18 protein-coding genes, 2 tRNA genes and 2 rRNA genes are annotated in these 23753 nt (G+C 60.6%); 13 read left to right on the forward strand and 9 right to left on the reverse strand.

Translation table 11 applies throughout. From position 1 onward, the window contains the following. The first annotated feature begins 229 nt into the window (after positions 1 to 229). From ACQKI2_RS15960 to ACQKI2_RS15970, 3 genes are all read left to right on the forward strand, one after another. Positions 230 to 3002 (forward strand): 23S ribosomal RNA (locus tag ACQKI2_RS15960). A gap of 94 nt (positions 3003 to 3096) precedes the next feature. After that, a 5S ribosomal RNA gene (gene rrf, locus ACQKI2_RS15965) occupies positions 3097 to 3211 on the forward strand. Positions 3212 to 3395: 184 nt separating this feature from the next. Beyond that, positions 3396 to 3472 (forward strand) — tRNA-Met (locus tag ACQKI2_RS15970). 203 nt (positions 3473 to 3675) lie between these two features. On the opposite strand, the gene ACQKI2_RS15975 is transcribed toward ACQKI2_RS15970, so the two are convergent. The 6 genes from ACQKI2_RS15975 to ACQKI2_RS16000 form a co-directional block, all read right to left on the reverse strand. Beyond that, positions 3676 to 4344 carry a prepilin peptidase gene (locus tag ACQKI2_RS15975; RefSeq protein WP_427380623.1) on the reverse strand — a complete coding sequence of 223 codons (669 nt, stop codon included), beginning with the start codon at positions 4342 to 4344 and terminating at the stop codon, positions 3676 to 3678. Positions 4345 to 4391: 47 nt separating this feature from the next. Next, positions 4392 to 5366 carry a family 16 glycosylhydrolase gene (locus ACQKI2_RS15980; RefSeq protein ID WP_427380624.1) on the reverse strand — a complete coding sequence of 325 codons (975 nt, stop codon included), beginning with the start codon at positions 5364 to 5366 and terminating at the stop codon, positions 4392 to 4394. An 83-nt stretch (positions 5367 to 5449) separates the two neighbouring features. After that, positions 5450 to 6145: a sugar transferase gene (locus ACQKI2_RS15985; RefSeq protein ID WP_427380625.1), complete on the reverse strand. Its 696-nt coding sequence runs from the start codon at positions 6143 to 6145 to the stop codon at positions 5450 to 5452. Positions 6146 to 6492: 347 nt separating this feature from the next. Next, complete coding sequence (locus ACQKI2_RS15990) at positions 6493 to 7080, reverse strand: polysaccharide biosynthesis/export family protein (protein WP_427380626.1); 588 nt, start codon at positions 7078 to 7080, stop codon at positions 6493 to 6495. A 64-nt stretch (positions 7081 to 7144) separates the two neighbouring features. Continuing rightward, positions 7145 to 8071: a metallophosphoesterase family protein gene (locus ACQKI2_RS15995; protein WP_427380627.1), complete on the reverse strand. Its 927-nt coding sequence runs from the start codon at positions 8069 to 8071 to the stop codon at positions 7145 to 7147. A 66-nt stretch (positions 8072 to 8137) separates the two neighbouring features. Then, on the reverse strand, positions 8138 to 9163 hold the full coding sequence (locus ACQKI2_RS16000) for a glycosyltransferase family 2 protein (protein WP_427380628.1): 1026 nt from the start codon (positions 9161 to 9163) through the stop codon (positions 8138 to 8140). 213 nt (positions 9164 to 9376) lie between these two features. Between ACQKI2_RS16000 and ACQKI2_RS16005 the strand changes: the two genes are divergently transcribed. The 4 genes from ACQKI2_RS16005 to ACQKI2_RS16020 all read left to right on the forward strand — a co-directional run bounded on the left by ACQKI2_RS16005 (position 9377) and on the right by ACQKI2_RS16020 (position 13938). Beyond that, positions 9377 to 9667 carry a putative quinol monooxygenase gene (locus ACQKI2_RS16005; protein WP_035599787.1) on the forward strand — a complete coding sequence of 97 codons (291 nt, stop codon included), beginning with the start codon at positions 9377 to 9379 and terminating at the stop codon, positions 9665 to 9667. Positions 9668 to 9690: 23 nt separating this feature from the next. Then, the gene (locus tag ACQKI2_RS16010; protein ID WP_427380629.1) at positions 9691 to 10914 is read left to right on the forward strand and encodes an acyl-CoA dehydrogenase family protein; all 1224 of its coding nucleotides are present in this window, start codon (positions 9691 to 9693) and stop codon (positions 10912 to 10914) included. A gap of 37 nt (positions 10915 to 10951) precedes the next feature. After that, the gene (locus ACQKI2_RS16015) at positions 10952 to 12397 is read left to right on the forward strand and encodes an MFS transporter (RefSeq protein WP_427380630.1); all 1446 of its coding nucleotides are present in this window, start codon (positions 10952 to 10954) and stop codon (positions 12395 to 12397) included. Between the two features lie 107 nt (positions 12398 to 12504). Next, complete coding sequence (locus tag ACQKI2_RS16020) at positions 12505 to 13938, forward strand: Do family serine endopeptidase (protein WP_427380631.1); 1434 nt, start codon at positions 12505 to 12507, stop codon at positions 13936 to 13938. Between the two features lie 79 nt (positions 13939 to 14017). On the opposite strand, the gene ACQKI2_RS16025 is transcribed toward ACQKI2_RS16020, so the two are convergent. After that, positions 14018 to 14854 carry a TauD/TfdA dioxygenase family protein gene (locus ACQKI2_RS16025; RefSeq protein WP_427380632.1) on the reverse strand — a complete coding sequence of 279 codons (837 nt, stop codon included), beginning with the start codon at positions 14852 to 14854 and terminating at the stop codon, positions 14018 to 14020. A 60-nt stretch (positions 14855 to 14914) separates the two neighbouring features. Here ACQKI2_RS16025 and ACQKI2_RS16030 point away from each other — a divergent pair, with 60 nt between their 5' ends. The 3 genes from ACQKI2_RS16030 to ACQKI2_RS16040 all read left to right on the forward strand — a co-directional run bounded on the left by ACQKI2_RS16030 (position 14915) and on the right by ACQKI2_RS16040 (position 17989). Continuing rightward, positions 14915 to 16225, forward strand: coding sequence for a replication-associated recombination protein A (locus tag ACQKI2_RS16030; protein ID WP_427380633.1), 1311 nt, complete (start codon positions 14915 to 14917; stop codon positions 16223 to 16225). Between the two features lie 154 nt (positions 16226 to 16379). Beyond that, entirely contained in the window at positions 16380 to 17261 is an 882-nt protein-coding gene (locus ACQKI2_RS16035) for an aminoglycoside phosphotransferase family protein (protein WP_427380634.1), read from the forward strand. Further along, positions 17258 to 17989 carry an RluA family pseudouridine synthase gene (locus tag ACQKI2_RS16040; RefSeq protein ID WP_427380635.1) on the forward strand — a complete coding sequence of 244 codons (732 nt, stop codon included), beginning with the start codon at positions 17258 to 17260 and terminating at the stop codon, positions 17987 to 17989. Before ACQKI2_RS16035 ends, ACQKI2_RS16040 begins: the two co-directional genes overlap by 4 nt. Here ACQKI2_RS16040 and ACQKI2_RS16045 read toward each other — a convergent pair. Both ACQKI2_RS16045 and sppA read right to left on the reverse strand, forming a co-directional pair. Continuing rightward, a complete protein-coding gene (locus tag ACQKI2_RS16045) occupies positions 17974 to 18978 on the reverse strand; it encodes an NAD-dependent epimerase/dehydratase family protein (protein ID WP_427380636.1) in 1005 nt (334 codons plus the stop codon). The two genes, ACQKI2_RS16040 and ACQKI2_RS16045, sit on opposite strands and share 16 nt — an antisense overlap. Positions 18979 to 19088: 110 nt before the next feature. Next, entirely contained in the window at positions 19089 to 20867 is a 1779-nt protein-coding gene (sppA, locus tag ACQKI2_RS16050; RefSeq protein WP_427380637.1) for a signal peptide peptidase SppA, read from the reverse strand. A gap of 196 nt (positions 20868 to 21063) precedes the next feature. Between sppA and ACQKI2_RS16055 the strand changes: the two genes are divergently transcribed. The 3 genes from ACQKI2_RS16055 (at position 21064) to ACQKI2_RS16065 (ending at position 23723) form a co-directional block, all read left to right on the forward strand. Further along, positions 21064 to 21137: transfer RNA gene (locus ACQKI2_RS16055), tRNA-Gln, on the forward strand. A 146-nt stretch (positions 21138 to 21283) separates the two neighbouring features. Further along, a complete protein-coding gene (locus ACQKI2_RS16060; protein ID WP_427380638.1) occupies positions 21284 to 22411 on the forward strand; it encodes a hypothetical protein in 1128 nt (375 codons plus the stop codon). Between the two features lie 544 nt (positions 22412 to 22955). Further along, positions 22956 to 23723 carry a DUF3450 domain-containing protein gene (locus ACQKI2_RS16065; RefSeq protein ID WP_427380639.1) on the forward strand — a complete coding sequence of 256 codons (768 nt, stop codon included), beginning with the start codon at positions 22956 to 22958 and terminating at the stop codon, positions 23721 to 23723. Positions 23724 to 23753: the final 30 nt, after the last annotated feature.

Here is a 23753-nt window from a genome sequence, read left to right on the forward strand (position 1 = left end):
TCCGGAGCCCATTGGGGTTTCGGGATGTTTGTTATCGTAAGGGAAAGACTGATCCGGCCGCGCGCCTCATAAACCCCCACAGGGTTTTGGTGCTGCTGCTTCAGCCGATAGAGCGTGCCTGGCAACGGGTGCGCTTCAAAGGGTTAGTCTGCAAGAAACCAACAATGTCTGACTGAAACTCTGTGTCAGTGAAGCGCTCTGCGCTTTCCACTGCACATGGGTTTTATGAGATCAAGCGTCAAAAGGGCATCCGGGGGATGTCTTGGCGGTAAGAGGCGATGAAAGACGTGGCACTCTGCGATAAGCACCGGGGAGGCGAGAGCACCCTTTGATCCGGTGATTTCTGAATGGGGAAACCCACCTCCGAGATGTTGGATAATTCGAGCGCTTCGGCGCTCGACATGTCTGACATTTCAATAGTGAGGTATTTTAAACTGAATACATAGGTTTAAAAAGCGAACCCGGGGAATTGAAACATCTGAGTACCCGGAGGAAAGGACATCAATTGAGACTCCGTTAGTAGTGGCGAGCGAACGCGGACCAGGCCTGGTCTGAAACAAGGAGAAGTATCTGGGAAGGTACGCCATAGTGGGTGATAGCCCCGTATCCGTAAAATGAAGACCTTTTAGAGTAGGGCGGGACACGTGAAATCCTGTCTGAAAATGGGGGGACCACCCTCCAAGCCTAAGTACTCCTTACCGACCGATAGTGAACAAGTACCGTGAGGGAATGATGAAAAGAACCCCGATGAGGGGAGTGAAACAGATCCTGAAACCGGATGCCTACAAGCTGAGGGAGCTCTTCGGAGTGACCTCGTACCTTTTGTATAATGGGTCAACGACTTAGTGTTGCGTGCAAGCTTAAGCCGTTAGGTGTAGGCACAGCGAAAGCGAGTCTGAATAGGGCGACTGAGTACGTAGCATTAGACCCGAAGGCAAGTGATCTAGGTATGGGCAGGCTGAAGGTGCGGTAACACGCACTGGAGGGCCGAACCGTTGAATGTTGAAAAATTCTCGGATGACCTGTGCCTAGGGGTGAAAGGCCAATCAAACTTGCTGATAGCTGGTTCTCCGCGAAATCTATTTAGGTAGAGCGTCACGGTTGAGACTCCAGGGGGTAGAGCACTGAATGGGCTAGGGGTCCTTACCGGATTACCAAACCTTATCAAACTCCGAATACCTGGAAGTTATACGTGGCAGACACACGGCGGGTGCTAACGTCCGTCGTGAAAAGGGAAACAACCCAGACCGCCGATTAAGGCCCCCAAGTCATAGCTAAGTGCGAAACGATGTGGGATTGCTGAGACAATCAGGAGGTTGGCTTAGAAGCAGCCATCCTTTAAAGAAAGCGTAACAGCTCACTGATCAAGCGATCCTGCGCGGAAAATGTATCGGGACTAAAGTTATGCGCCGAAATCGCGGGCTCGTAAGAGCGGTAGCGGAGCGTTCCGTAAGCCAATGAAGGTGAACCGTGAGGTTTGCTGGAGGTATCGGAAGTGAGAATGTTGACATGAGTAGCGACAAAGAGGGTGAGAGACCCTCTCGCCGAAAGTCCAAGGGTTCCTGCGTAAAGCTAATCTGCGCAGGGTTAGCCGGCCCCTAAGGTCAGGCCGAAAGGCGTAGCCGATGGGAACCACGTTAATATTCGTGGGCCGAGGGATGAGTGACGGATTCCGAAAGCTGTATGAACTTACTGGATTGTGAGTGCAGCCTGGGGGTCCCTGGAAATAGCCTCCCTATTAGACCGTACCCTAAACCGACACAGGTGGACTGGTAGAGCATACCAAGGCGCTTGAGAGAACTATGTTGAAGGAACTCGGCAAATTACCTCCGTAACTTCGGGAGAAGGAGGCCTCATATTGGGCAACCAGTACTGAGGGGCACAAAACTGGGGGTTGCGACTGTTTATCAAAAACACAGGGCTCTGCGAAATCGCAAGATGACGTATAGGGTCTGACGCCTGCCCGGTGCCGGAAGGTTAAAAGGAGATGTGCAAGCATTGAATTGAAGCCCCGGTGAACGGCGGCCGTAACTATAACGGTCCTAAGGTAGCGAAATTCCTTGTCGGGTAAGTTCCGACCTGCACGAATGGCGTAACGACTTCCCCACTGTCTCCAACATAGACTCAGCGAAATTGAATTCCCCGTGAAGATGCGGGGTACCCGCGGTCAGACGGAAAGACCCCGTGAACCTTTACTACAGCTTCACAGTGGCATTAAAGAATATATGTGTAGGATAGGTGGGAGGCTTTGAAGCTCTGGCGCCAGCTGGAGTGGAGCCAACCTTGAAATACCACCCTTGTCTTCTTTGATGTCTAACCGCGCCCCTGGATGGGGCCGGGACCCTGTGTGGCGGGTAGTTTGACTGGGGCGGTCGCCTCCCAAAGTGTAACGGAGGCGCGCGATGGTAGGCTCAGAGCGGTCGGACATCGCTCGTTGAGTGCAATGGCATAAGCCTGCCTGACTGCGAGCTCGACGGAGCGAGCAGAGACGAAAGTCGGTCATAGTGATCCGGTGGTCCCGCGTGGAAGGGCCATCGCTCAACGGATAAAAGGTACTCCGGGGATAACAGGCTGATGATGCCCAAGAGTCCATATCGACGGCATCGTTTGGCACCTCGATGTCGGCTCATCACATCCTGGGGCTGGAGAAGGTCCCAAGGGTTCGGCTGTTCGCCGATTAAAGTGGTACGTGAGCTGGGTTCAGAACGTCGCGAGACAGTTTGGTCCCTATCTGCCGTGGGTGTTGGATACTTGAGAGGATTTGTCCCTAGTACGAGAGGACCGGGATGAACACACCTCTGGTGGACCTGTTGTGGCGCCAGCCGCATTGCAGGGTAGCTATGTGTGGACTAGATAACCGCTGAAAGCATCTAAGCGGGAAACTAACCTCAAAACCAGGTATCCCTGAGAGCCGTCCAAGACCAGGACGTCGATAGGTCAGGTGTGGAAGTGCCGCGAGGCATGAAGCTAACTGATACTAATTGCTCGATAGGCTTGATCCCTGAAACTCATGTGTAGTTGAAAGCTCAGACTTTCACTGACGAGTTCAGTCAAAGACATTTTGGTTTCTTACAATCGCTAGCTGGTTTCCGCCGACCTGGTGGTAATGGCAGGGGGTCCCCACCGGATCCCATCCCGAACTCCGTCGTTAAGCCCCCTTGCGCCGATGGTACTACGTCTTAAGGCGTGGGAGAGTAGGTCGCTGCCGGGTCTGCAGAGCCCAGATACCGATTGTAATTCTTGCAGACACGTCTTTCTCTTACACTACGGCCGCTTTCGGGCGGTCAGCCACCGCGATCTTGTCGATCAAGGTGGCCCGGGCCGGCCCCAGCCATACCGGCGGGCCGGTTTTTTGTTTCAGGCGCAGCGATGCTTCGGGAACAAGACAGAATTGACGCGGGATGGAGCAGTCCGGTAGCTCGTCAGGCTCATAACCTGAAGGTCACAGGTTCAAATCCTGTTCCCGCACCCAAAAAGGCCCCTGATTTCCTCGCGGAGATCAGGGGCTTTTCCTTTATGGGCATTGCTTCTCGCCTGGGATATCGCTTTGGGGGCCGCCCGCTCGCGTCTCCCTTGGGGATGCCCTCGCAATGGGGCAGGGGCGGTCTGCGGAAACACGCGGCTCGGAAGCGCGCTCTTCTATCTCTTATTATGTTTGCAGGCTTCGCGGGCCGGTCATGCCGGCAGGAGCTGGGGAAACAGCCAGACGATATACCCGCCCAGCGCGATCCACGGCCCGAAGGCGATCATGGAGTGTCCGGATACAGCCTGGCGCTTCAGGGCTGCCCGGAGAACAACGCTCAGGATCGCCGCCAGCGACGCGATCAGCAGGACGGGGGGAATCCCTGTCAGCCCGGTCCACATTCCGATGGCGCCCAGCAGTTTGGCGTCGCCGCGGCCCAGCCCATGAATCCCGCGCAGCCGCAGATAGCTGATCTCGACCAGCCAGAGCAGGCCGAAACCGGCCGCTGCGCCCGCCAGATGCCAGCCCCAGCTTTCCTGGCGGAAGAGGGCGGCCATGAGCCCGCCCAGAAGGAAGACCGCCAGGTTCAGCCTGTCAGGCAGCAGATAGCTGCGCAGGTCGATCAGCGCGAGCGCCAGAAGCAACCAGCCGAAAGCTATTGTAAAACAAAGAAGTATCAGGCTTTCCGGCCATAGCAGTATGCCCGCCGCCGTCACCCCCGCGCCGGCAATCCCGGCCAGGAACGGGCGTGGCCCGGCCACCGCCTCTCCGCGCGCGGCCGCCTTGCGGGCATATTTTACGGCCAGATCGTCCAGGCCGGCGCCTGCCAGGATGCCGGCGATCACGCCGGCCGGCAGAAGGAAAGGTTCAAGCCCGCTCATGGCCCGTCATAGCCTGCCAATCCGGACGCCGCCATTCCGCCAAGAGCTCAGTTCGCGGCGCGGCCGGCATTGGCGGCAACCGGATCGAACGTGTCGGAACATTGCGGCCCGGTATCGCCCGCTTTCAGATAGCTGATGCAGTAATAGGCCGCGCGGGTGCCATCCTCGAAGGTGGGCGGGCCGTGCCATTGAAACTGTTCTTCCTGCCCGCTCCAGAGCTGGATGATGATCCGGCTGGGGTTCTGCGGGATGGGGTGCTCGTCATGCGTTGCCGTATGCATCAGCTCGCCGTCCACATACCAGCGGATCCGGCCGGGCTCCCAGTCAAAGGCATAAAGGTGGACTTCCTTGCTGGCATCGAAGGGCAGGGGAATCTCGAGATAGCGATAGGGCTCGCCATCGGTGAAGTAGTTGCCGGTGACCATGTTGAGATCCCTGCCGAGGAATTCAATGTCGATCTCGTCATGCTGGGCGCCGAACTGTTCGGAGGTGTGGGTAAACAGGGCGCTGACCGTGCCGGAGCCGGGCGCCGGCGTCATCACCACTTCGATCCGCCCGAAGGAATAGAGACCGCGGCGCTGATATTCGGCGCCGGCGAGTGTCTTGCTGCCCACACGCATCCGGCGCAGCTCCAGCTCCACCCGGTCGTCGAAGAAATGAATATGCCGCGCCAGCCAGGCCGGATGCGGGGAGGGGTAGGTCATATTGGCCTTGTACCAGCGGGTGGGGTCGTGGCCGTCGCCGAAATTATGGAGGAAGGAGGCGCCCGCCGCCGCATCCGGCGCCATGGGGGGATAGCCCTCCGGAACAGGGATCTGTTCGACGGGCAGGTGGGCCTCTTCATGCGGGTTATGCGAGACAACCCCAACCGGGGCGACCTCAACAGGCGCCGTCAGCACCGAACCCGCCAGCAGCCCGATCAGGATTATCCCGAACACAGCGCCAAGCCGGGCGGTGGCATCGTCACTCAATTTCACCCAGCTACCCACGAACATCAGCCACTCAAAAACAGGCCCCGCCAAGAGCCTGTTCCCCCCAGATCATACTTCAAAAGGAAGTAGAAAAAGCGGCTCCCAGCAAGCCGCTTTTTTTAGTCCTAGTCCTGTTACCAGGCGCCCTCGGATTTGAGGACTGCCGGGATAGTCTTGAGGATGATCATCACATCGCCCCAGAAAGAGCGGGTCTGAGCATAGGAGATGTCAATGCGGACGCGCTCCGGATAGCTGATCTTGCTGCGGCCGCTGATCTGCCAGAGGCCGGTAATGCCGGGGCGAACGCTGCAATAGTCGGCGAAATGCTCACCATATTTGCCGCGCTCGGAGAGCGAGATCGGACGCGGACCGACGAGCGACATGTCTCCTTTCAGCACATTGATGAGCTGGGGAAGTTCGTCGATCGAGGTGGCGCGGATGAAGCGGCCCAGCGGGGTGATGCGCGGATCATGCGTCAGCTTCTGGGTCAGTTCCCATTCGCGCTTGGCGTCCGGGTTGGACTCCAGCAGCGCCTGCAGCCGCTCTGCCGCATCCGGCACCATGGAGCGCAGCTTGTAGCATTTGAACGTGCGGCCATACTGGCCGTAGCGAGTGTGCGAGAAAATCGCTGCCTGACCATCCTGAAGGCGCACCATCAGGGCAACGATCAGAAGCAGCGGAGCAAGAAAGATCAGGCCCAGCGAAGCAGCAAGAATGTCGAGGGCGCGCTTCGCCGTGAACGAGTTGCGCGGGTTCGGCCGGCGCGGCTCGCTAATGACAAAGCCGTCCTCCTCGACACCGCCCGTCGTGTCGGTGATCCGGAATTCCATTGGTAGTCCCCTTTGTACTCTACGCCGCGTTACACTTGTTAATCCGCGCGACTGCTTTTCAGCCTTAGTCCCCATATGACCTGGCCGCGCGGAGCTCATGTATTGGCGTTTGCAATTCGTATACCACTTTCGCGTTTGCGAAATAAGGGCTTTCTTAAACTTTCTCCTTTCAGGCGAAGTATTCGTCAAATATTGGCACAGTCTGCCGCAGCGCGGGTCAGTCGCAATGGTTTATCGTTTGTTAAACATGAATGGATCGCAACAAGCTGTCCCATATTCGCTCAAGACACAAAAAAAGCGCCGCAATGAGCGGCGCTTTCTCTTCTGTCTGTTGAAGGAGTCGATACTTAGAAAATCCGCTCGCCGATTCGGATCGTGTCGCCCGGCCTCACCACCGTAGACGGGGTCAGATCGTAGGCGACCTCCTGATTGGCATCCATGCTCTTGATATACACGACGCGCTTGTTCGCCCGATAGGAGAATCCGCCCGCAGCCGCAACAGCGTTCTGAACCGTCAAACCGCTCGTATAAGGATATTCGCCGGCCCGGCCGACCTCACCGAGGATATAATAAGGACGATAGTTGATAACCTCGACACTCACGCGCGGGTCTAGCACATAACCATCGGCGAGCTTGGTCGCGACGGCGCTTTCCAGATCGACCGTCGAGAGGCCAACCGCGGCGACCTGGCCGATCAGCGGCATCGAGATGGCGCCCGTGCCGTCCACTTCGAACTCACCCGACAGGGTGGGGTGGCCGAAGACGGTCACGCGCAGCCGGTCGCTGGAGCCCAGCGTATAGGCTGTTGCGATCTGGGACTGTGTGGTTATGCCGGCGTCACGGGCGCCGGCAGTGGGGCTGGTGGTGCCGCAGGCGGAAACCATCAGTCCGAGGGCGAGGGCCATGATGGCCAGAAAGGAGCGAAGCGTCAGCATGCTGCAGGGTCTCCTGAATTCGTTCGCGGGATGACGGGGTCCCGGAAGCCATAATCACTAGATTTCAGGTATTAAGAAAAGCAACATCTGTGCCGAAAAGGCGCGCTGCGGACAGCTTTCCCGTGAGGAACGCCCCCGTATCAAGGCCAATCCTGCGGTCATCCCTATGGATTGCGTCTTCCGGCGTGTGCCCGTGAACAATCAGGTGATCAAAGGGCAGCGCATCGTCGAGGAACTCCTCGCGGATCCACAGCATGTCCCGCTGGCTCTGCTTCTCGAGGCTCAGTCCAGGACGCAGGCCTGCATGGACGAACAGGTAATCGCCCGCGACATGATAGGGTTTCAGCGACTGGAAAAAACTGAGATGGCTTTCCGGCAGACGTTCGCGGAAAGCCTCCCAGAGTTTTGTCCAGGCTTCGCGGACCTTGGCCATCTCTTCATGCGAATTCAGGCTGGCCCGGCTGTTGGGCGGCGCGAAGCCATAAGAATAAAGTGTCTCGCCGCCGCCAAAGCGCGTCCACTGGGTGCCGAAATTAACCTCCTGAAGGAAGCGGAGCAGCGCCTCTTCATGGTTCCCGAGCAGGAAAACGGGGTCATACCGGTCCAGGGCGCCGCTGGTAAAATACTCGATCACATCGCGTGATTGCAGGCCGCGGTCGATATAATCGCCCAGGAAAATGATCTGCGGCTTAACCTCCTCAGGCAGCTGGGCCGCGTCGGCATCTATCTGCTCTACCAGGCGCAGCAACAGGTCCATCCGGCCATGGATATCGCCCACAGCGTAAAGGCACAGCCCATCGGGCGCCTGAGTTATCCGCTGCAGGGCGGGCGGGGCGAGGGATGTGTCGCCAGAAGCGGCAACGTCCTCTTCGGACGGCGATGTGCGAAATTGGGAAAGGATAGTGCGACGCGCCGCGTCCGCCGAGCGGCTAAACTGGCCAAACCGGGCCCTCAGGGCATCCGCAAGCTTTCCTCTGGTCAAAACCATCATAGTTATCCCCGGTAGCGGGCAACTTATCCGATTAACCTTGTAAAACCAAGAAAACGGATGTGAGTTTTACCGCTTCCCGGCAACACTTTCCCAAGTAAATCCGGCGGCCCAGGCCAGATGCATTGTGCCGGCAGCCACGCCTGACAGCAGGCCGCAGACCGATTTGTGCTTCAAGGCAATTGCCGCAGAGGCGCCAGCCAGCACGCTCAGATAGCCCGCAGGCAACATGAATGCCTGCCACTGAAAGAGGCCCGCCACGAGGCCGGTCAGACAGAGAGCCGTTATCAAGATGGGCGTCGCCTGGCGCAGTTTCAATCTGGCCTTGTGTTTGCGCAGGTTTTTCGCCCGGCCTTTACCATAGTTGAAATACTGCCGCGCCAGGGCCCTGACGGATCCGCGCGGCGTGTAGGCGATGCGGATATCGGCATCGAGCCACACCCTGCCACCCCCCTTGCAGACGCGGTAATCATATTCGGCGTCTTCATTATGAGAGAAGGCTTCGTCATAGCCGCCCACGCTGCGGAACCAAACAATGTCAAAGCCGGCATGGTGGCCATGATCGACATAGTGAGACTTGCGCCCGCCGCGATGGGCCGATCCCCCCGAGCCGAGAAGCGTGTCGACGATCCAGGCATTGGCCTTCTCGAAACAGGTCTCGCCCACCGCGTCCATCGGGATCACGACAGAGGCGGCCCCGGTGCGCTTCAGCGTTTCGGCGACATGCAGGATGAAGTTCGGCGGATAAGTCGAATGAGCATCGCACCGGATCAGCCAGCGTGTGCCGGGGGTGGCGTGGCCGGCGGCGGCAAGATTGATCGCCGCCGATTGAAGGCGCTTCTCGTTTACCAACAGCCGCAGATTCGGGAACTCTGCCATCAGCCGCTTCACGATGGCGACCGTCTCGTCCGTGCTGCCCCCGTCGGCCACCGTCAGCGGCACAAGCCGGAGCAGGGGGCTGCCATGCATCAGCGAGCGAATGCATGTCTCGATATGGCGCGCTTCGTTGAGGGCAGGGATCACCGCGAGGATCGAGCCTGGGTCGACGCCTTGAGGTAAAGGTTTGAAAGTTGCCGTGTTTATGGAAGTCAGCATCGGTGCGTTGCCGGTTGATCGTTGCGTTTGAGGAAAACTAGAGCAAATTCCGTTCCACCCAACATAGGCAGCATAACAAATTCGCCAGATATCTGTAACTCCCGCAAGGCCCGGCAGGCCGATCAAATCCTTGAGGGCTGACGCCGGGATAGGCTTGCCGCCGGGCGCGGACGCCATACTGTAGCGAAGAACGATAATTCGCGGAGGAACCTCATGATTGGCGTAGTCGCAAAGCTGAAAATCCAGGACGGCAAACAGGCGGAGTTTGAGCAGGTCGCCAAGGACCTCATGGCCAAGGTCAAGGCGAATGAGCCGGGCTGCCTGACCTATCAGCTCTACAAGACCAAAGGCTCGTCCACCGAATATATCTTCATGGAACAGTATGCCTCGGCCGATGCGCTGAAATCCCATGGCCAGACCGAATATTTCAAGGCAGCCGGTCCCAAGCTCGGCGCCGTCCTCGCCGGCGCGCCCGACGTCCAGTATTACGACATCGTAGAATAACAGCCCAACCGGAGCCCCCGCCCATGGACCTCTCGCTTTCGCCAGCCGATCAGAAGTTCCAGCAGGAAGTGCGCGACTGGATCGCGGAAAACTTCGATGCTGAACTGCGTGCGAAAATGGCGCTCACCAAGAATGGCTATGTCGACAAGGCAAGCCAGGTGGCCTGGCAGAAGAAACTGGCGTCGAAAGGGTGGATCGCTCCCAACTGGCCGAAGGAATATGGCGGGCCCGGCCTCAGCGCCACGCAGCGCCACATCCTCCATGCCGAGCTTTCCGGCGCGGGCACGCCCAATGTCGCCCCGTTCGGTGTCTCGATGGTGGCCCCGGTCATCATGGCGTTCGGCAATGAGGCGCAGAAGAAGGAACACCTTCCGAAAATCCTCTCTTCCGATGTCTGGTGGTGCCAGGGCTATTCGGAGCCCGGCGCAGGCTCAGACCTTGCCGGCCTGCAGATGAGCGCCGTGCGCGATGGCGACGAATATGTGCTCAATGGCTCGAAGATCTGGACGACGCTGGCCCAGTGGGCTGACATGATCTTCTGCCTCGTGCGCACCGACAAGAGCGGCAAGCCGCAGGAGGGGATCAGCTTCATCGTGTTCCCGATGACGCTGCCGGGCATCACCATCCGCCCGCTGCCCACGCTCGACGGCCCGGCCGAAGGCCAGCACGAGATCAACCAGGTTTTCTTCGAGAATGTCCGCGTCAAGATCAAGGACGCTCTGATCGGCGAGGAGAACAAGGGCTGGACCTATGCCAAGTATCTGCTCGAATTCGAGCGGGGCAACGCCTATGCCTCCGGCCTGCGCAACATGCTGCGCAAGGTGCGCAAGATCGCGTCCAAGGAAATGGCCGGGGATGTGCCGGTCCTGCGCGATCCTGATTTTGCCCGCAAGCTGGCGCGCACCGAGATCCGTGTTCAGGCACTCGACGCCACCGAGCAGCGCGTTCTCTCGGCCCTGTCTGCGGGTCAGAATGTCGGCCCGGAAAGCTCGATGCTGAAATATCAGGGCTCCGAGGTTCAGCAGGAAATCACAGAGCTCGCGCTGGAGGCTGCCGGCATCTACGGCAATCCCTTCGTGCAGGATACGCTCGCCCTGGCAGAGCCCGGCACCAATGCCGAATCTCCGACACCGGAGCATCTCCTCACGGCGGCGCCCAGCTACTTCAATTACAGGAAGACCTCTATCTACGCCGGGTCCAACGAGATTCAGCGCAACATCATAGCGAAGATGGTGCTGGGCCTTTAGCGGCCCAAGCAACACGCATTACATCGGGAGGAATTGAATGGCGGTTACCCAGGCTGGTAAGCCGGGCCTGTTCACGCGCTTGTCGTTTGGAATCGGCGGCGCGGCGGATGGCATCAAGAACAATGGCTTCGATTACGCGCTGTTGTTCTTCTACAGCAATATCATGGGCGTGGATGCCGGCCTGGTCGGCGTGGCGCTGCTGATTGCGCTGATCATCGATGCGGTGTCAGACCCCGTCGTTGGCTACTGGTCGGATAATATGCGCACCCGTTTCGGCCGCCGCCATCCCTTCATGTATGCGGCGCTGATCCCGACGGCGATCACCTATTTCCTCACCTGGAACCCGCCCGAAGGCATGACCGGAAATGATCTCTTCCCCTGGCTGGTGGCTACCACCATCCTCGTGCGGATCAGTTTCACCTTCTATGATGTGCCCAGCTCCGCGCTGTCTGCAGAACTCACCTCCGACTATGACGAGCGCACCTCGCTGATGTCGCTGCGGTACTTCTTCGGCTGGTTTGGCGGGCTGACGATCCAGATCCTGCTGTTCCGCTTCCTGCTGGTGCCTACGGAGGAAATTCCGGTCGGGGTCTTCAACATAGACGGCTGGAAAACCTACGGTACGATTGCGGCTGTTTGCATCTTCACTGCCGTCGCCATCTGCGCCCTCGGCACGCACAGCCACATCCCCCGCCTGAAGGCGGCCCCGCCGGCGCGGAACCTGACCCTGGGCAAGATCTTCGGCGAAATCTTCGAGACGATCTCCAACCCGTCTTTCCGGGCGCTGTTCCTGGCGACACTCTGCGGCCTGATCGCCACCGGCATCTCCGCAACCCTCAACCAGTATATCAACACGATTTTCTGGGAGTTCGACAACACCCAGATCGCCAACCTCACCATGGGCGTCTATATCTCGGCTGTCCTTGCCCTGATCATCGCGCCCATGGTCGGCAAGACCTTCGGCAAGAAGCGCGGCGCCATGACCATCGGCGCGCTGGCCTTCGCCATTGCGCCGCTTCCCGTTTTCCTGCGCCTCTTCGGCCTCTTGCCGCCCAATGGCTCGCCCGAACTCTTCCTGATCATAATCTCGATCACGATCTTCGACCTTTCGCTGATCATCGCCACCCAGATGCTGCTCGCCTCGATGGTGGCCGATATTGTGGAAGATTCCGAGTTGCAGACGGGCCGGCGCTCGGAAGGCATCTTCTTTGCCGGCATCAGCTTCATCCGGAAGCTGTCGCAGGGGGCAGGGGTGATTACCGCCTCCATGGTGCTGGCCGTTGCCGGCCTCTCGCAGGGCGGGGGCGTTGAGGCCGCCACGCCGGAATCGATTCGCATGCTCGGCTGGGGCTATGGCATCTCGCTGCTCACCGCCTGGACCCTGATGCTCATCTGCATCAGCTTTTACCGCATCAGCCGCGAGAGCCATGCCGACAATCTCGAAAAGCTGAGACTGCGGCAGTCAGAACAGGATGCGCTATAACAGAGCTTCTGCCGCCGCGGGAATGTGCAGGCGTCCCTGCGGCGGTATGACCTGTCTGAAATGTCATGCGGGCGCGATTGCGCCATAATTCGCTCCGGAATACAGCCATGATCATGACCCATCTCACGATCATGACCCGACACGCTTCCAAGCTCCTTGCGGCGGCCTTCCTCGCCGTGATCATGGCCCTGACCATGGTAATTATGCCCGTTTTTGCGCAAGGCGCGCCGGCCGGGCGCGTCCCTGCCTCGACGGCTGAGATCAGCCTCACCTTCGCGCCCCTCGTGCGCCAGGCCTCACCGGCCGTGGTCAACGTCTACACCGAGAAGAATGTCTCCCAGCGCGGGATGACGCTGGAGCAGCTGATGTTCGGCGTCGCCCCGCAGAGCCGGGTGCAGAACTCGCTCGGCTCCGGCGTCATCGTTGGCGCCGATGGCATCATCGTCACCAACAACCACGTCATCCAGGGCGCCGACACTTTTCGCGTCGTCCTCAGCGACCGGCGGGAATACGCTGCCGAACTGCTGCTCGGCGACGAACGCACAGACCTAGCAGTCCTGAAGATCGACACCGAGGGCGAACGCCTGCCGGTGCTGCCCTTTGCCGATACGCGCGACGCGCAGGTGGGTGATCTGGTCCTTGCGATCGGTAACCCCTTCGGCGTTGGCCAGACGGTCACCAACGGCATCATCTCCGCCACCGCGCGGACGGACGTTGGCATCAACGACTACTCTTTCTTCATCCAGACCGATGCGGCGGTGAACCCCGGCAATTCCGGCGGCGCGCTCATCAACACGCGCGGCGAACTCGTCGGCGTGAACACGGCGATCTTCTCGCGCACGGGCGGCTCGGTCGGCATCGGCTTTGCGATCCCGGCGGAAATGGTCAAGCGCGTAGTGGACGCGGCCGTCAATGGTGGCACCTTCGTGCGCCCCTGGCTTGGCCTGGCGGCCCAGTCGGTCAGCTTTGACATTGCCAAGGCGCAAGGGCTTACACGCCCCGTCGGCGTCATGGTCACCGAAGTCTATCCCGGCGGCCCGGCCGAGCGCGCAGGCCTGCGCCGGGGCGATCTCGTGACCGCGATTGATGACCGCGAAGTGTTCGATGAGAAGGGCCTGAAATTCCTCGCCGCCATCCGCAATCCCGGCGAGCAAGCCAAGCTCTCCGTGCTGCGCGGCGGCAGAAACCAGACCATCAATGTGCGCGTCGAGCCGCCACCGGGCGCTACGGAGGCCGATATCGTCCTCCTCACCAACGGGTCGGTCTTCAACGGCGCCCGCGTGATCGAGCTCTCGCCGCGCCTTGCCGAAGAAAACGGCCTTGATCCCTTCACGCGCGGCTCGGGCATCTATGTGCACTCCGTCACGCGCGGCACCATCTCGCGCAACTATTTCCGCCCCGGCGACATCATCCGCTCCGTGAACGGAAAACAGACCAAGACGGTGAAGGAAATTCAGGAAGTCCTGAAACAGAACACCCGCGAATGGGACATCGAAATCGAGCGCAACGGCCGTATCGTGCGGGGCACGGTCCGCACCTGATCGCGCCCCACGCCGCTTGCCGTCATCCCGGAATTTGCAAAACAAATCTCCGGGATCCGGCCCCTGGCGCCCCGGCTCCCTAAGCCGCCCCGATCGTCGTGCGGTGCAGCAGCCGGTCATGGCCGGCATAGCCGCCGGTGGCCATGTGCAGCGTGCAGCGATTGTCCCACATCAGCAGCATGCCTTTCTGCCAGCGGTGCCGGTATTGAAACTCCGGCCGCGTCTGCCAGCGGTAAACCTCGGTCACCAGATCCCAGGCTTCCTGCTGGTCGATGCCTTCGACGCCCACGATATAGCCCGCGCAGCCAAACAGGCTCTCGTGCCCCGTTTCCGGATGTGTGCGGATGAAAGGGTGGGTATGGGTGGCGTCGGCTTCATCGGAGGCGCGGATGTCCATGCTGCGGCCCTTGTCACCGGCGCCATACATGCCCTTTGGCGAATAGGCATTGCGCGCTGAGTGGACCGCTTTCTTCCCCTCGATGCGGCGGCGCAGGTCTGTGGGCATTTCGGTCAGCGCCTTATACTGGTTCACGAACAGCGTATCGCCGCCCTCGGGCGGAATGGTGATGCCATAAAGGCAGGTGCCCTGGGGCGGCCTCTCCTGAAAGCTCCAGTCCGAATGCCAGCTTTCGGCAAAGATCGGCGAGGTTTCATCCGCCGCCCGTTTCACCGCGATGATATGCTGGCGCCCCGGTATCGGCGCGATGAAAGGATCATCGCCAAACGGCCCAAAGGCGAGGGTAAACCGCTCCAGATCATCATCGCTGAGCTGCTGATCCGGAAAGCAGATCACCTGATGCTCGAGCCAGGCGCCACGGATATCCGCGGCAAGATCAACGGAGATCGGCTGCGAAAGATCCACACCGCGCACCTGCGCGCCGCAGGCCATATCGGATGGGATAACAGTCAGGGTCATTTTATATTTCCTCCCAATCCCCACCTTACCACGCCCCGCCCAAAGTCCTAGAACACACCCATGAGCGATCTTTTTTCCGCCGCCGGCCTCGATGAAGGCGCGCCCCGCCCGCTGGCAGACCGGCTGCGTCCCAAGAAGCTGTCCGAAGTGGTCGGGCAGGGGCATCTGATCGGGCCGGATGGGCCCATCGGGGCCATGCTGCGCAATGGGCGCCTCGTTTCCATGATCCTCTGGGGTCCGCCCGGCGTCGGCAAGACGACGATAGCCCGGCTGCTGGCGCAGGAAACCGATCTTGAGTTTGAGGCGCTCTCCGCCATCTTCTCCGGCGTCAAGGATCTGCGCGCCGCCTTCGACAAGGCCGAGGCCCGCCGCCGCATCGGCAAGGGCACGCTCCTCTTCGTGGACGAGATCCACCGCTTCAACCGCTCCCAGCAAGATGGCTTCCTGCCTTTCGTGGAAAGCGGCACGGTCACGCTGGTGGGCGCCACCACCGAAAACCCCAGCTTCGAACTCAACGGCGCGCTTCTCTCCCGCTGCCAGGTCATGGTGCTCAAACGCCTTGAAGACACCGACCTGCGAGAGCTGATGACGCGCGCGGAAAAGGCAATGGGCCGCCGCCTGCCGGCCGTGCCCGAGGCGCGCGAAGCGCTGATCCGCATGGCCGATGGGGACGGGCGTTACCTCCTGAACCTGGTCGAACAGGCCTACGCCATGCGCGGCGAGCCGGGCCTGCTCAGCCTGGAGGAAATCGCCACCGGCCTGCAGAAACGCGCCGCCGCCTATGACAAGGACCGTGAGGAGCATTACAACCTCATCTCCGCCCTGCACAAATCCGTGCGCGGATCAGATCCCGATGCGGCGCTCTACTGGTTCGCCCGGATGCTGGAAGGGGGCGAAGACCCGCTCTTCATCGCCCGCCGCCTCATCCGCATGGCAAGCGAGGATATCGGCCTTGCTGACCCCACCGCCCTGATGATCTGCGGCGAAGCGGCCCGCGCCTATGAACGCCTCGGCTCGCCGGAAGGCGAACTGATGCTCGCCCACGCCGTCATTCATCTTGCCACCGCGCCCAAATCCAACGCCGCTTACGTCGCCTACAAGGCCGCCCGCCGCGCCGCCGCCGAAACCGGCAGCCTGATGCCGCCGAAACACATCCTCAACGCGCCCACCTCCATGATGAAGGATCAGGGCTATGGCTCCGGCTATGTCTATGATCACGATACGGAGGAAGGCTTCTCCGGCCAGAACTATTTCCCAGACGCCATGGGCCGCCTGGAATTCTACACCCCCAAAGGCGCAGGACGCGAGAAGCCGATTGCGGAGCAACTTGCGCGGTTTGCGGAGATGCGGAAGGGGCGGCGTGATGAATAAACGCTTCTGGCGCCGCCGCCTATCCCACTTCGAGGGAGGGGGCTAAGCTTGGCGCTTGTGGTGACGTCCCAGCCCCTCTCCCTCCGGGAGAGGAGGGGCCCACGCCCAGCGGGCGTGGGAGGTGAGGGCCGGCTCGCAAGAGCCGTTCGGATGGATGCCTGACGCCTCCTCCCTCCAACCGATTGACCCGGAGATCGCGGCAGACCTGATCGCCCGTCAGTTCCCGGAGCTTGCAGGACTTGAAATTTCCGCGCAACCTTCCCTGGGTACGGACAACACAATTATCCGTATCGGTAGCGATCTCTGTGCTCGTTTTCCCAGGGTTTCCTGGGCCACGGGCACTGCACGTCGGGAGGCAGACGCTTTGCCGCGCTTTGCCGGCGCGCCGATTACGGTGCCCACAGTCTATGGTAAGGGCAAGCCCAGTGAAGCCTTTCCGTATCCGTGGTCCGTCCTGACATGGCTGCCCGGTATTCCGCTGACGGCCAGTGCGCTCGCCAGTCCGGCAGAGGCGGGACGGCTTGCGTCCTTCTGCGCGTTCCTGCGCAGCGTGCCGCCGGAAAATGCATTCCGGTTCGGCGCCGATAACAACTGGCGCGGCGCGCCGCTCGCGGCCCGGTCGGCATCATTCGAGGCGGCCCTTGCCCGGTTGCCAACTGTTTATAGCGGCTGGGCAAACCGGCTCTGGTCGCAGGCGCTCCGCGCAGAGGCGCCATTCTCGCCCGCCTGGTTGCACGGCGATATCCATCCTGGAAACATACTTGTCGAAAACGGGCGGATGACCGGCGTTATCGACTGGGGGCTCTGCGGTGTGGGCGACGCGGCCTGCGACCTTCTAAGCGCCTGGGCAATGTTTGACGCGCCCGCGCGCGACGTTTTCCGCGCCGCGCTTGGCGCAAGCGAAGCAGAATGGCTGCGCGGCGCCGGATGGGCCTTATCGATGGCGGTGATCTTTCTGCCATATGCCTATGAGAATGGCCTTCCCTGTGACATGTCGGAGAAGATGATAGAGCGCCTCATGGAAGACTTCGCATGACCCGCAACCGCGATATTCCCGCGCTCAGCGCCGAAGCAGCCGCCCTCGCGCGTAGCCTGCTGATCCATGAGGATGCGGCGGTCCTGGCGTTCAACAAGCCCTCCGGCATGGCCTCGCAGGGTGGGGGCGGGGTGGGCCAGTCGCTGGACGATCTACTCTGGGCGTTTGCCAAGTCCAATGGCAAACGCCCGCGCCTTGTCCACCGGCTGGATCTTGGCACCTCCGGCGTCATCATCGCCGCGCGCACCCAGCCGGCCGCCGCATTCCTCTCAGCCGCCTTTGCCGGCCGCGATACACAGAAAACCTATCTGGCGCTGGTGAAAGGAAAAATTCCGCAGGCAGAGCATGGGGTGATCGACGCTGCCCTCGTCAAGGTCGAGGAAGGCGGGCGCCCGCGGATGATCCTCGCTCGCGAGGGCCGCAAGGGCGCCCAGAGCGCGCGGACGGGGTGGAAAATTCTCGCCCGCAATGGCGATCAGGCCCTCATGCAGCTCTCGCCGGAAACCGGCCGCATGCACCAGATCCGGGTGCATCTCATGTCGCTCGGCTGCCCCATCCTGGGCGATGGCCTCTATGGCGAAGGGCAGGCGACCGGCCCGCGCGTGATGCTGCATGCTGCCCGCCTGGAAGTGCCTCATCCCGAGGGCGGAACGCTGGCGCTCGAAGCGCCGGTGCCGGATGATTTTCGTCAGGCCGCCGGCCGCGCAGGCGTTCAGGCTGGCTTGTAATAGTCCCGGTACCAGTCCACGAAGCGGGCGATGCCTGTGCGATAGTCCGTGTCCGGCGTATACCCCGTGAGGGCCTGAAGCAGGCGCACATCAGCAAAGGTCTGTTTCACATCGCCCGGCTGCATGTCGATCATGTTCTTTTCTGCCTTGCGGCCGGTGGCTTCCTCAATCGCGTCGATATAGTCCATCAGGCGCACAGGATTGGCATTGCCAATATTCACGAGCCGGTAGGGCGCCACGGGCGAAAGCGAATCCCCCCGGATGAGGTGATTGCCGAGTTGGGGCGGAACATCCATCAGCCGGCGGATCGCCTCCACCAGATCGTCGATATAGGTAAAGTCGCGCAAGAGGTCGCCATGATTGAACACGTCGATGGGCTGGCCCTTGAAGATCCTGTCCGTGAACAGAAAGAACGCCATATCCGGCCGGCCCCAGGGCCCATACACGCTGAAAAAGCGCAGCACCGTTGTCGGCACGCCATAGAGATGCGCATGGCTGTGCGCGATCAGTTCGCTCGCCAGCTTCGTCGCCGCATAGATGGTCAGCGGGTAGGGGGCCGAGTCGCGCTCCTCAAATGGAAACTTCTGGTTCGCCCCATAGGCCGAGCTGGTGGAGGCGAGCACCAGATGCTGCGTGTTATAGCGGCGGGCAAATTCGATGATGTTGAACGAGCCGACAATGTTGGCGTCAATATAGTCGCGCGGATGATCGAGGCTGTAGCGTACGCCCGCCTGCGCCGCAAAATGCACCACCATGTCGGGCATATCGCGCCGGAACACCGCTTCAAGCGCCTCGCTGTCCTCGATGCGGATACGCTCCAGCCGGAACCCCTCGAACGTGGTCAGGCGGGCGGCGCGGTCTTCCTTCAGCTGCGGATCATAATAGGGCGTGAAACAATCCACACCGGTCACGCTGTGGCCTTCTTTCAGAAGCCGCAGTGCCATCTCGCTTCCAATGAAGCCGGCCGCGCCGGTTATGAGGATTTTCATGTCAGTCTCGTCTCAAATCGCGCCCGGCGCACTAGCTATCACTTGCCCCGAATGTGCAACACCCCCGCCAGTTGGGCGAGGGTGCGCGTCAGGTCAATTGCAGCAAGCAATCAGCGTTCGCGGATGCGCGGCCCGATGGCCATGGCCTGTCCGGAATTCATGGCCTCTGCGGTGGCCAGTTCCTCCAGCAGCGCCTGGGTGCGCTCGTCGCCTGCGAAGGTGCTGATGACGGCGGCGGCGCGGGCGGTTTCTGCCGAAACGCCGAACAGGTCTTCCAGGGCTTCGAAGCCGGTCTTGCGGTAGGGGTAGAAGGCAAGGCGCGGTTTCACGTCTGCTTCGATGCCGGCCAGGGATTTGGCTTTCTCGATGGCGTCCATGAAGGTACCGATCTCGTCGACAAGGCCCTGCTGCTTGGCCGCTTCCCCGGTCCAGACGCGGCCGCGGGCCACTTCATGCACCTGGTCATAGGTCATGCCGCGGCCTTCGCCGACATGGGCAAGGAACCGGTCATAGCCGCGTTTCAGGCTGGCCTTCACTTCGGCTTCCTGGCTTTCGGTGAAGGGCGCGGTGCCCCAGGCGGAAGCAAAGTCGCCGCCAACGGTCACGGTGTCGAAGGTGACGCCGATCTTGTTGAAGGTGCCATCAATGGCGAGTTTGCCGCCGAAGATGCCGATAGAGCCGGTCAGCGTGGCGCGGTTGGCGAGAATGGCGTCCGCGCCGGTCGACACATAATAGCCGCCCGATGCGGCCAGGCTGCCCATAGAGACGACGACCGGTTTGCCCGCTTCCTTGGCCCGCTCCACAGCGCGCCAGATCTGATCGGAGGCTGTCGGAGAGCCTCCGGGGCTGTCAACCCGGAAGACGATCGCCTTCACATCATCATCTTCCGCCGCGTCGAGAATCGCGCGGGCGATCACGTCCGAGGCAAATGCCGGCGGGTCGGAGAAGGGCGAGTTGCTCGTCGCGCCGCCGGTGACGATGGCGCCTTCGCCGCCGATCACCGCAATCAGCGGGGCCTTGCTGTTATATTTGGCGGGCGAGGTATAGCCGGCCAGGTCGATCAGCTCGGCGTCGTCGCTGCCGGCCCGTTCCTTGGCGGCCTCTTGGGCGTCTTCCGGCCAGCCGAGCTTGTCGATCAGTTTCAGCTCAACGGCGTTTTCAGCCGTTTTCGGGCCGCTTTCCAGAAGCGCGCGCAGCTGTCCCGGCTCCAGGCCGCGATCTGCTGCGATGTCGCTCAGCGCGGTGGCCCAGATGGAATTAGCCAACGCTTCCATCGCTTCGCGGTGGGGGCCGGTATAGCTCGTCTCATTATAAGAGTTGGGCGCGTTCTTGTATTCGTAGAAGGGATAGATCTGCGGCTCCAGGGCGATCTTGTCGAACAGGCCCTTGTAGAACTCGGTCTCGAACACGACGCCGGTGACCATCAGATCGGTGCCCGGCTGCATCCAGATTTCATCGGCAGCGGCGATCGAGTGAAACGCCGAAGGGCCGCTGGCCCCGAACATGCCCTGGGAATGGGCAATGACGAATTTGCCTGACCCCTGGAAGCTTTTCAGCGCCTGGCGCAGTTCTTCCGCGCGGCTCGTGCCAAAGCCCATGTCGGCGCCGCGGATATAGATGCCTTTCACCGAGCTGTCGGCTTCGGCCTCTTTCAGCTTCAGCAGCAGGTCGATGAAGCCCGGCGTGCCGGAAAGGGCGGCAAGTCCGCCTGAGGGCGCCTGATCGGGATAGTTGGTGTTCAGGTCCAGCGTCAGGACAATATTATTGGGGTGGGGCGGCTTGGCGCTGACGGCCATGCCGATAAGCGTGAAAAGAAAAAAGAAGCCTAGGACGATAAACAGGATCATCGCCGTGAAGGCGCCTGCCATGGACAGCAGAAAAGTTTTCATTTCCGGGAGGCCTTCCTTGAGGGCGCGCGGAGTGCGCAAACGAGTTCTTGAATGATATTGTTGATAATCGATAAAATGTAAAGCCCTGCTCTGCTGCGGGCGCTTGCCGCAGCCTTTCAGATCAAATCCGTGTGCAAAACGCTGGAAGCGGGTGTTGCCAGCGCAATAAAGGTTGGCTATCTGGCGCTTCCACTGTTGGGGTGTCGCCAAGTGGTAAGGCAGCGGTTTTTGGTACCGCCACCCTAGGTTCGAATCCTAGCACCCCAGCCACTCTCTCCCGCATTCGCTTCTTCGTCTGTGCCGTGTCCCTTGTATTCCGGGGCAGGGAACGCCGGATCGTTTCCCCTATTGCGTTTGGCTGACGCTGGCGTTTCTCTGGGCGCAGGTTCGCCGATAACGGGCGAGTGGGGGACAATATGAAGAATCTCGGGAAACAGCGCCCGGCGTTTGCCGTCATTGCCGGGCTGATGCTCAGTGTTTTCAGCGCGCCTGTCATCGCTCAGGGGGATAAGACGCCCGCCCCCTGGATCACGATGACGACCACCAGCGGCTGCGGCTTTTACCTCTATAATTATGACGATCCCACTGGCGCGGAAGTCAAAGAGACCCCCTGGACGTGGACAGGTGGCTGTACAAACGGCCTCGCGTCCGGTTTCGGCGATCTGACCACGGCGCTTACCAGCAGTGACGGTACCACTTACACGTCCGGTTATCGCGGCACGCTCGTGAACGGCCACCGTCATGGCCGTTTTGAGGAAATCACGAACGGCAAGATGCTGGCCGACTATTACTGGACAGAATTCAACATGGGATGCGGACAGAGGGCAATTTATGTGTACTGCCAGCCGGCGACCGTAACTCAGGCGCCGCCTACGCCAGTACCGCATACAAACACAGCCTCTCAAACGCCCAACCAGACTGCATCCTCCGCCCGCCTCGGCACCGATACCGCAGCGATACTGGCGGCGCTGGGCGGGGCCTCTGAAGACCGCGTGTTCGCTATGCTGGCCGAGCTGATCGAGACCGGCCAGATAGATCTGGCGCGAGAGGCCGAGCGGCAATTGGCCCGGCGGTATCCGAACTCGCCCTTGATCTCGGTCGCACGCCAGCTTCTGGACGCTTTGAAAACCGGGTCCTCGGTGTCCGCCGCCGCGAGCAGTACAAGGGTGACCCACGATTTTCTGCGCCAGGCCGCCGAGGCGACCTACGGCAATGCGACGAATATCAGCTCAGATGGAGTGCCTGCCTATGAGGTGATGGTGGACCGCGACGGAACCCGTCTTCCGGTTGTTGTCGAGCTTTCCGGCAACATGGAATATCTCTGGGTTTCGGTGCGCCTCACTGATCGTCCCGTGTCTCCTGAAGTTGCCTTGCTGGCCTTGCAGAGAGTGAAGGATTTGCAGCCCACAATGATGTGGGAATTTAAGGGGCTGCGCCTTGGGCGCGCTATCACCAATGAGGGGCTCACGGCGGAGGAGGTCCGTCAGGCGATTGATCAGGTGACAGCAGACGCGCTCGCCACCATTGACCTCTGGGGGAATTGAATCGCCAGGATTTGGGCGGTTGTCTTGCCTTAAAAAAGATATATTCACCGCGACTAATGCCGTCTTATGCGGCATCGCTGCCGCATTAAGCTGCATCTGACATGCCAGCGCATGTAAACTTGTCATGTTCGGTCGCTAGAGGGCCCCTGCCGGTGCTTTGAGTGGCGCCGGAAACGAACTGCGCGGGGCCGGTTGCGTTACAATGTGGTCAGGATATTTTCTAAGGAATGGTAAAGCCTGATTGATCCGAAATTAGAGGATTGTTACCGTCAGGGTTCACAGCTAAGGCCTTTCGGCGCTCCGCAGCAGAACGCCGCTGGGTCCATCAGACAAGAATAGAGGACGGACAGCGTCCCGTTACCATGCAGGGGAGGTGATTGGGTTTGAATTCTCCCATCCACTTCCGGGTTTACTTTGCGGCTCTGTGTGTGTGAGCCGGCATAAGATCGGGACGGCCTCGTGAGCAGGCTCGCCCGCAACCAGGATTTACGCGCCCCGGAGAGGGTGCGTCACCGTTTGTTTGGAGAGTTGAGAGGCTAACCTCATGAAGAAACTTCTTTCACCCGCTCGCAGCGTGATCGCTGCCGCGCTGATCGCCGGGCTGGCCATTCCAGCTCAGGCCCAATTCCGCGAGGCGCTGAACACGGGCGAGCAAGCGACCCGGAGAGCCGAACAGATCCAGGATCAGATCAACCAGCTGGATGATCAACGTTCGGATATGGTTCGGGAATACCGCACGCTCCTGCAGCGTCGCGACGCCGCTGAGCTCTTTGCAAAGCAGCAGGAACTTGTCGTGCAGAGCCAGCGGGAAGAGATTGCCTCGCTCACCGAACAGCTTGGCTCGATCGACGACATCACCGCCCAGACCGTTCCCATGCTGCTCGGCATGATCGAAGACCTGAAGCTCTTTGTCGCCGCCGACCTGCCTTTCAAGATGGAAGAGCGTAACGCCCGCCTTGAAGCGCTGGACGGCGTGATGCGCAGCCCGAACGTTTCTGCCTCCGAACAGTACCGCCTGATCATGGAAGCCTACCAGGCTGAGATGGAATACGGCCGCACGATCGACACCTGGCAGGAAGAGATCACCATCGACGGCAACCCGACCACTGTGGACATGTTCCTCTACGGCCGCGTTTCCTACGTGTACCTGACGCCGAATGGCAAAGCTGCCCGTTTTGACCGCGCCACCGGTGAGTGGGTGAACCTGCCTGGCAGCTATGTGCCGGAAGTCCAGCGCGCCATCCGCGTCGCTCAGGGCAAGGCCCAGCAGGTCGTTCTGTTCGCCCCGGTCCAGAAGTTCTCGGTCCAGTAAACGGCCCGAACCGTCAGACACAAAGGTTTT

This window comes from Hyphomonas sp. NPDC076881 (genome assembly GCF_050269995.1).
Taxonomy (GTDB): domain Bacteria; phylum Pseudomonadota; class Alphaproteobacteria; order Caulobacterales; family Hyphomonadaceae; genus Hyphomonas.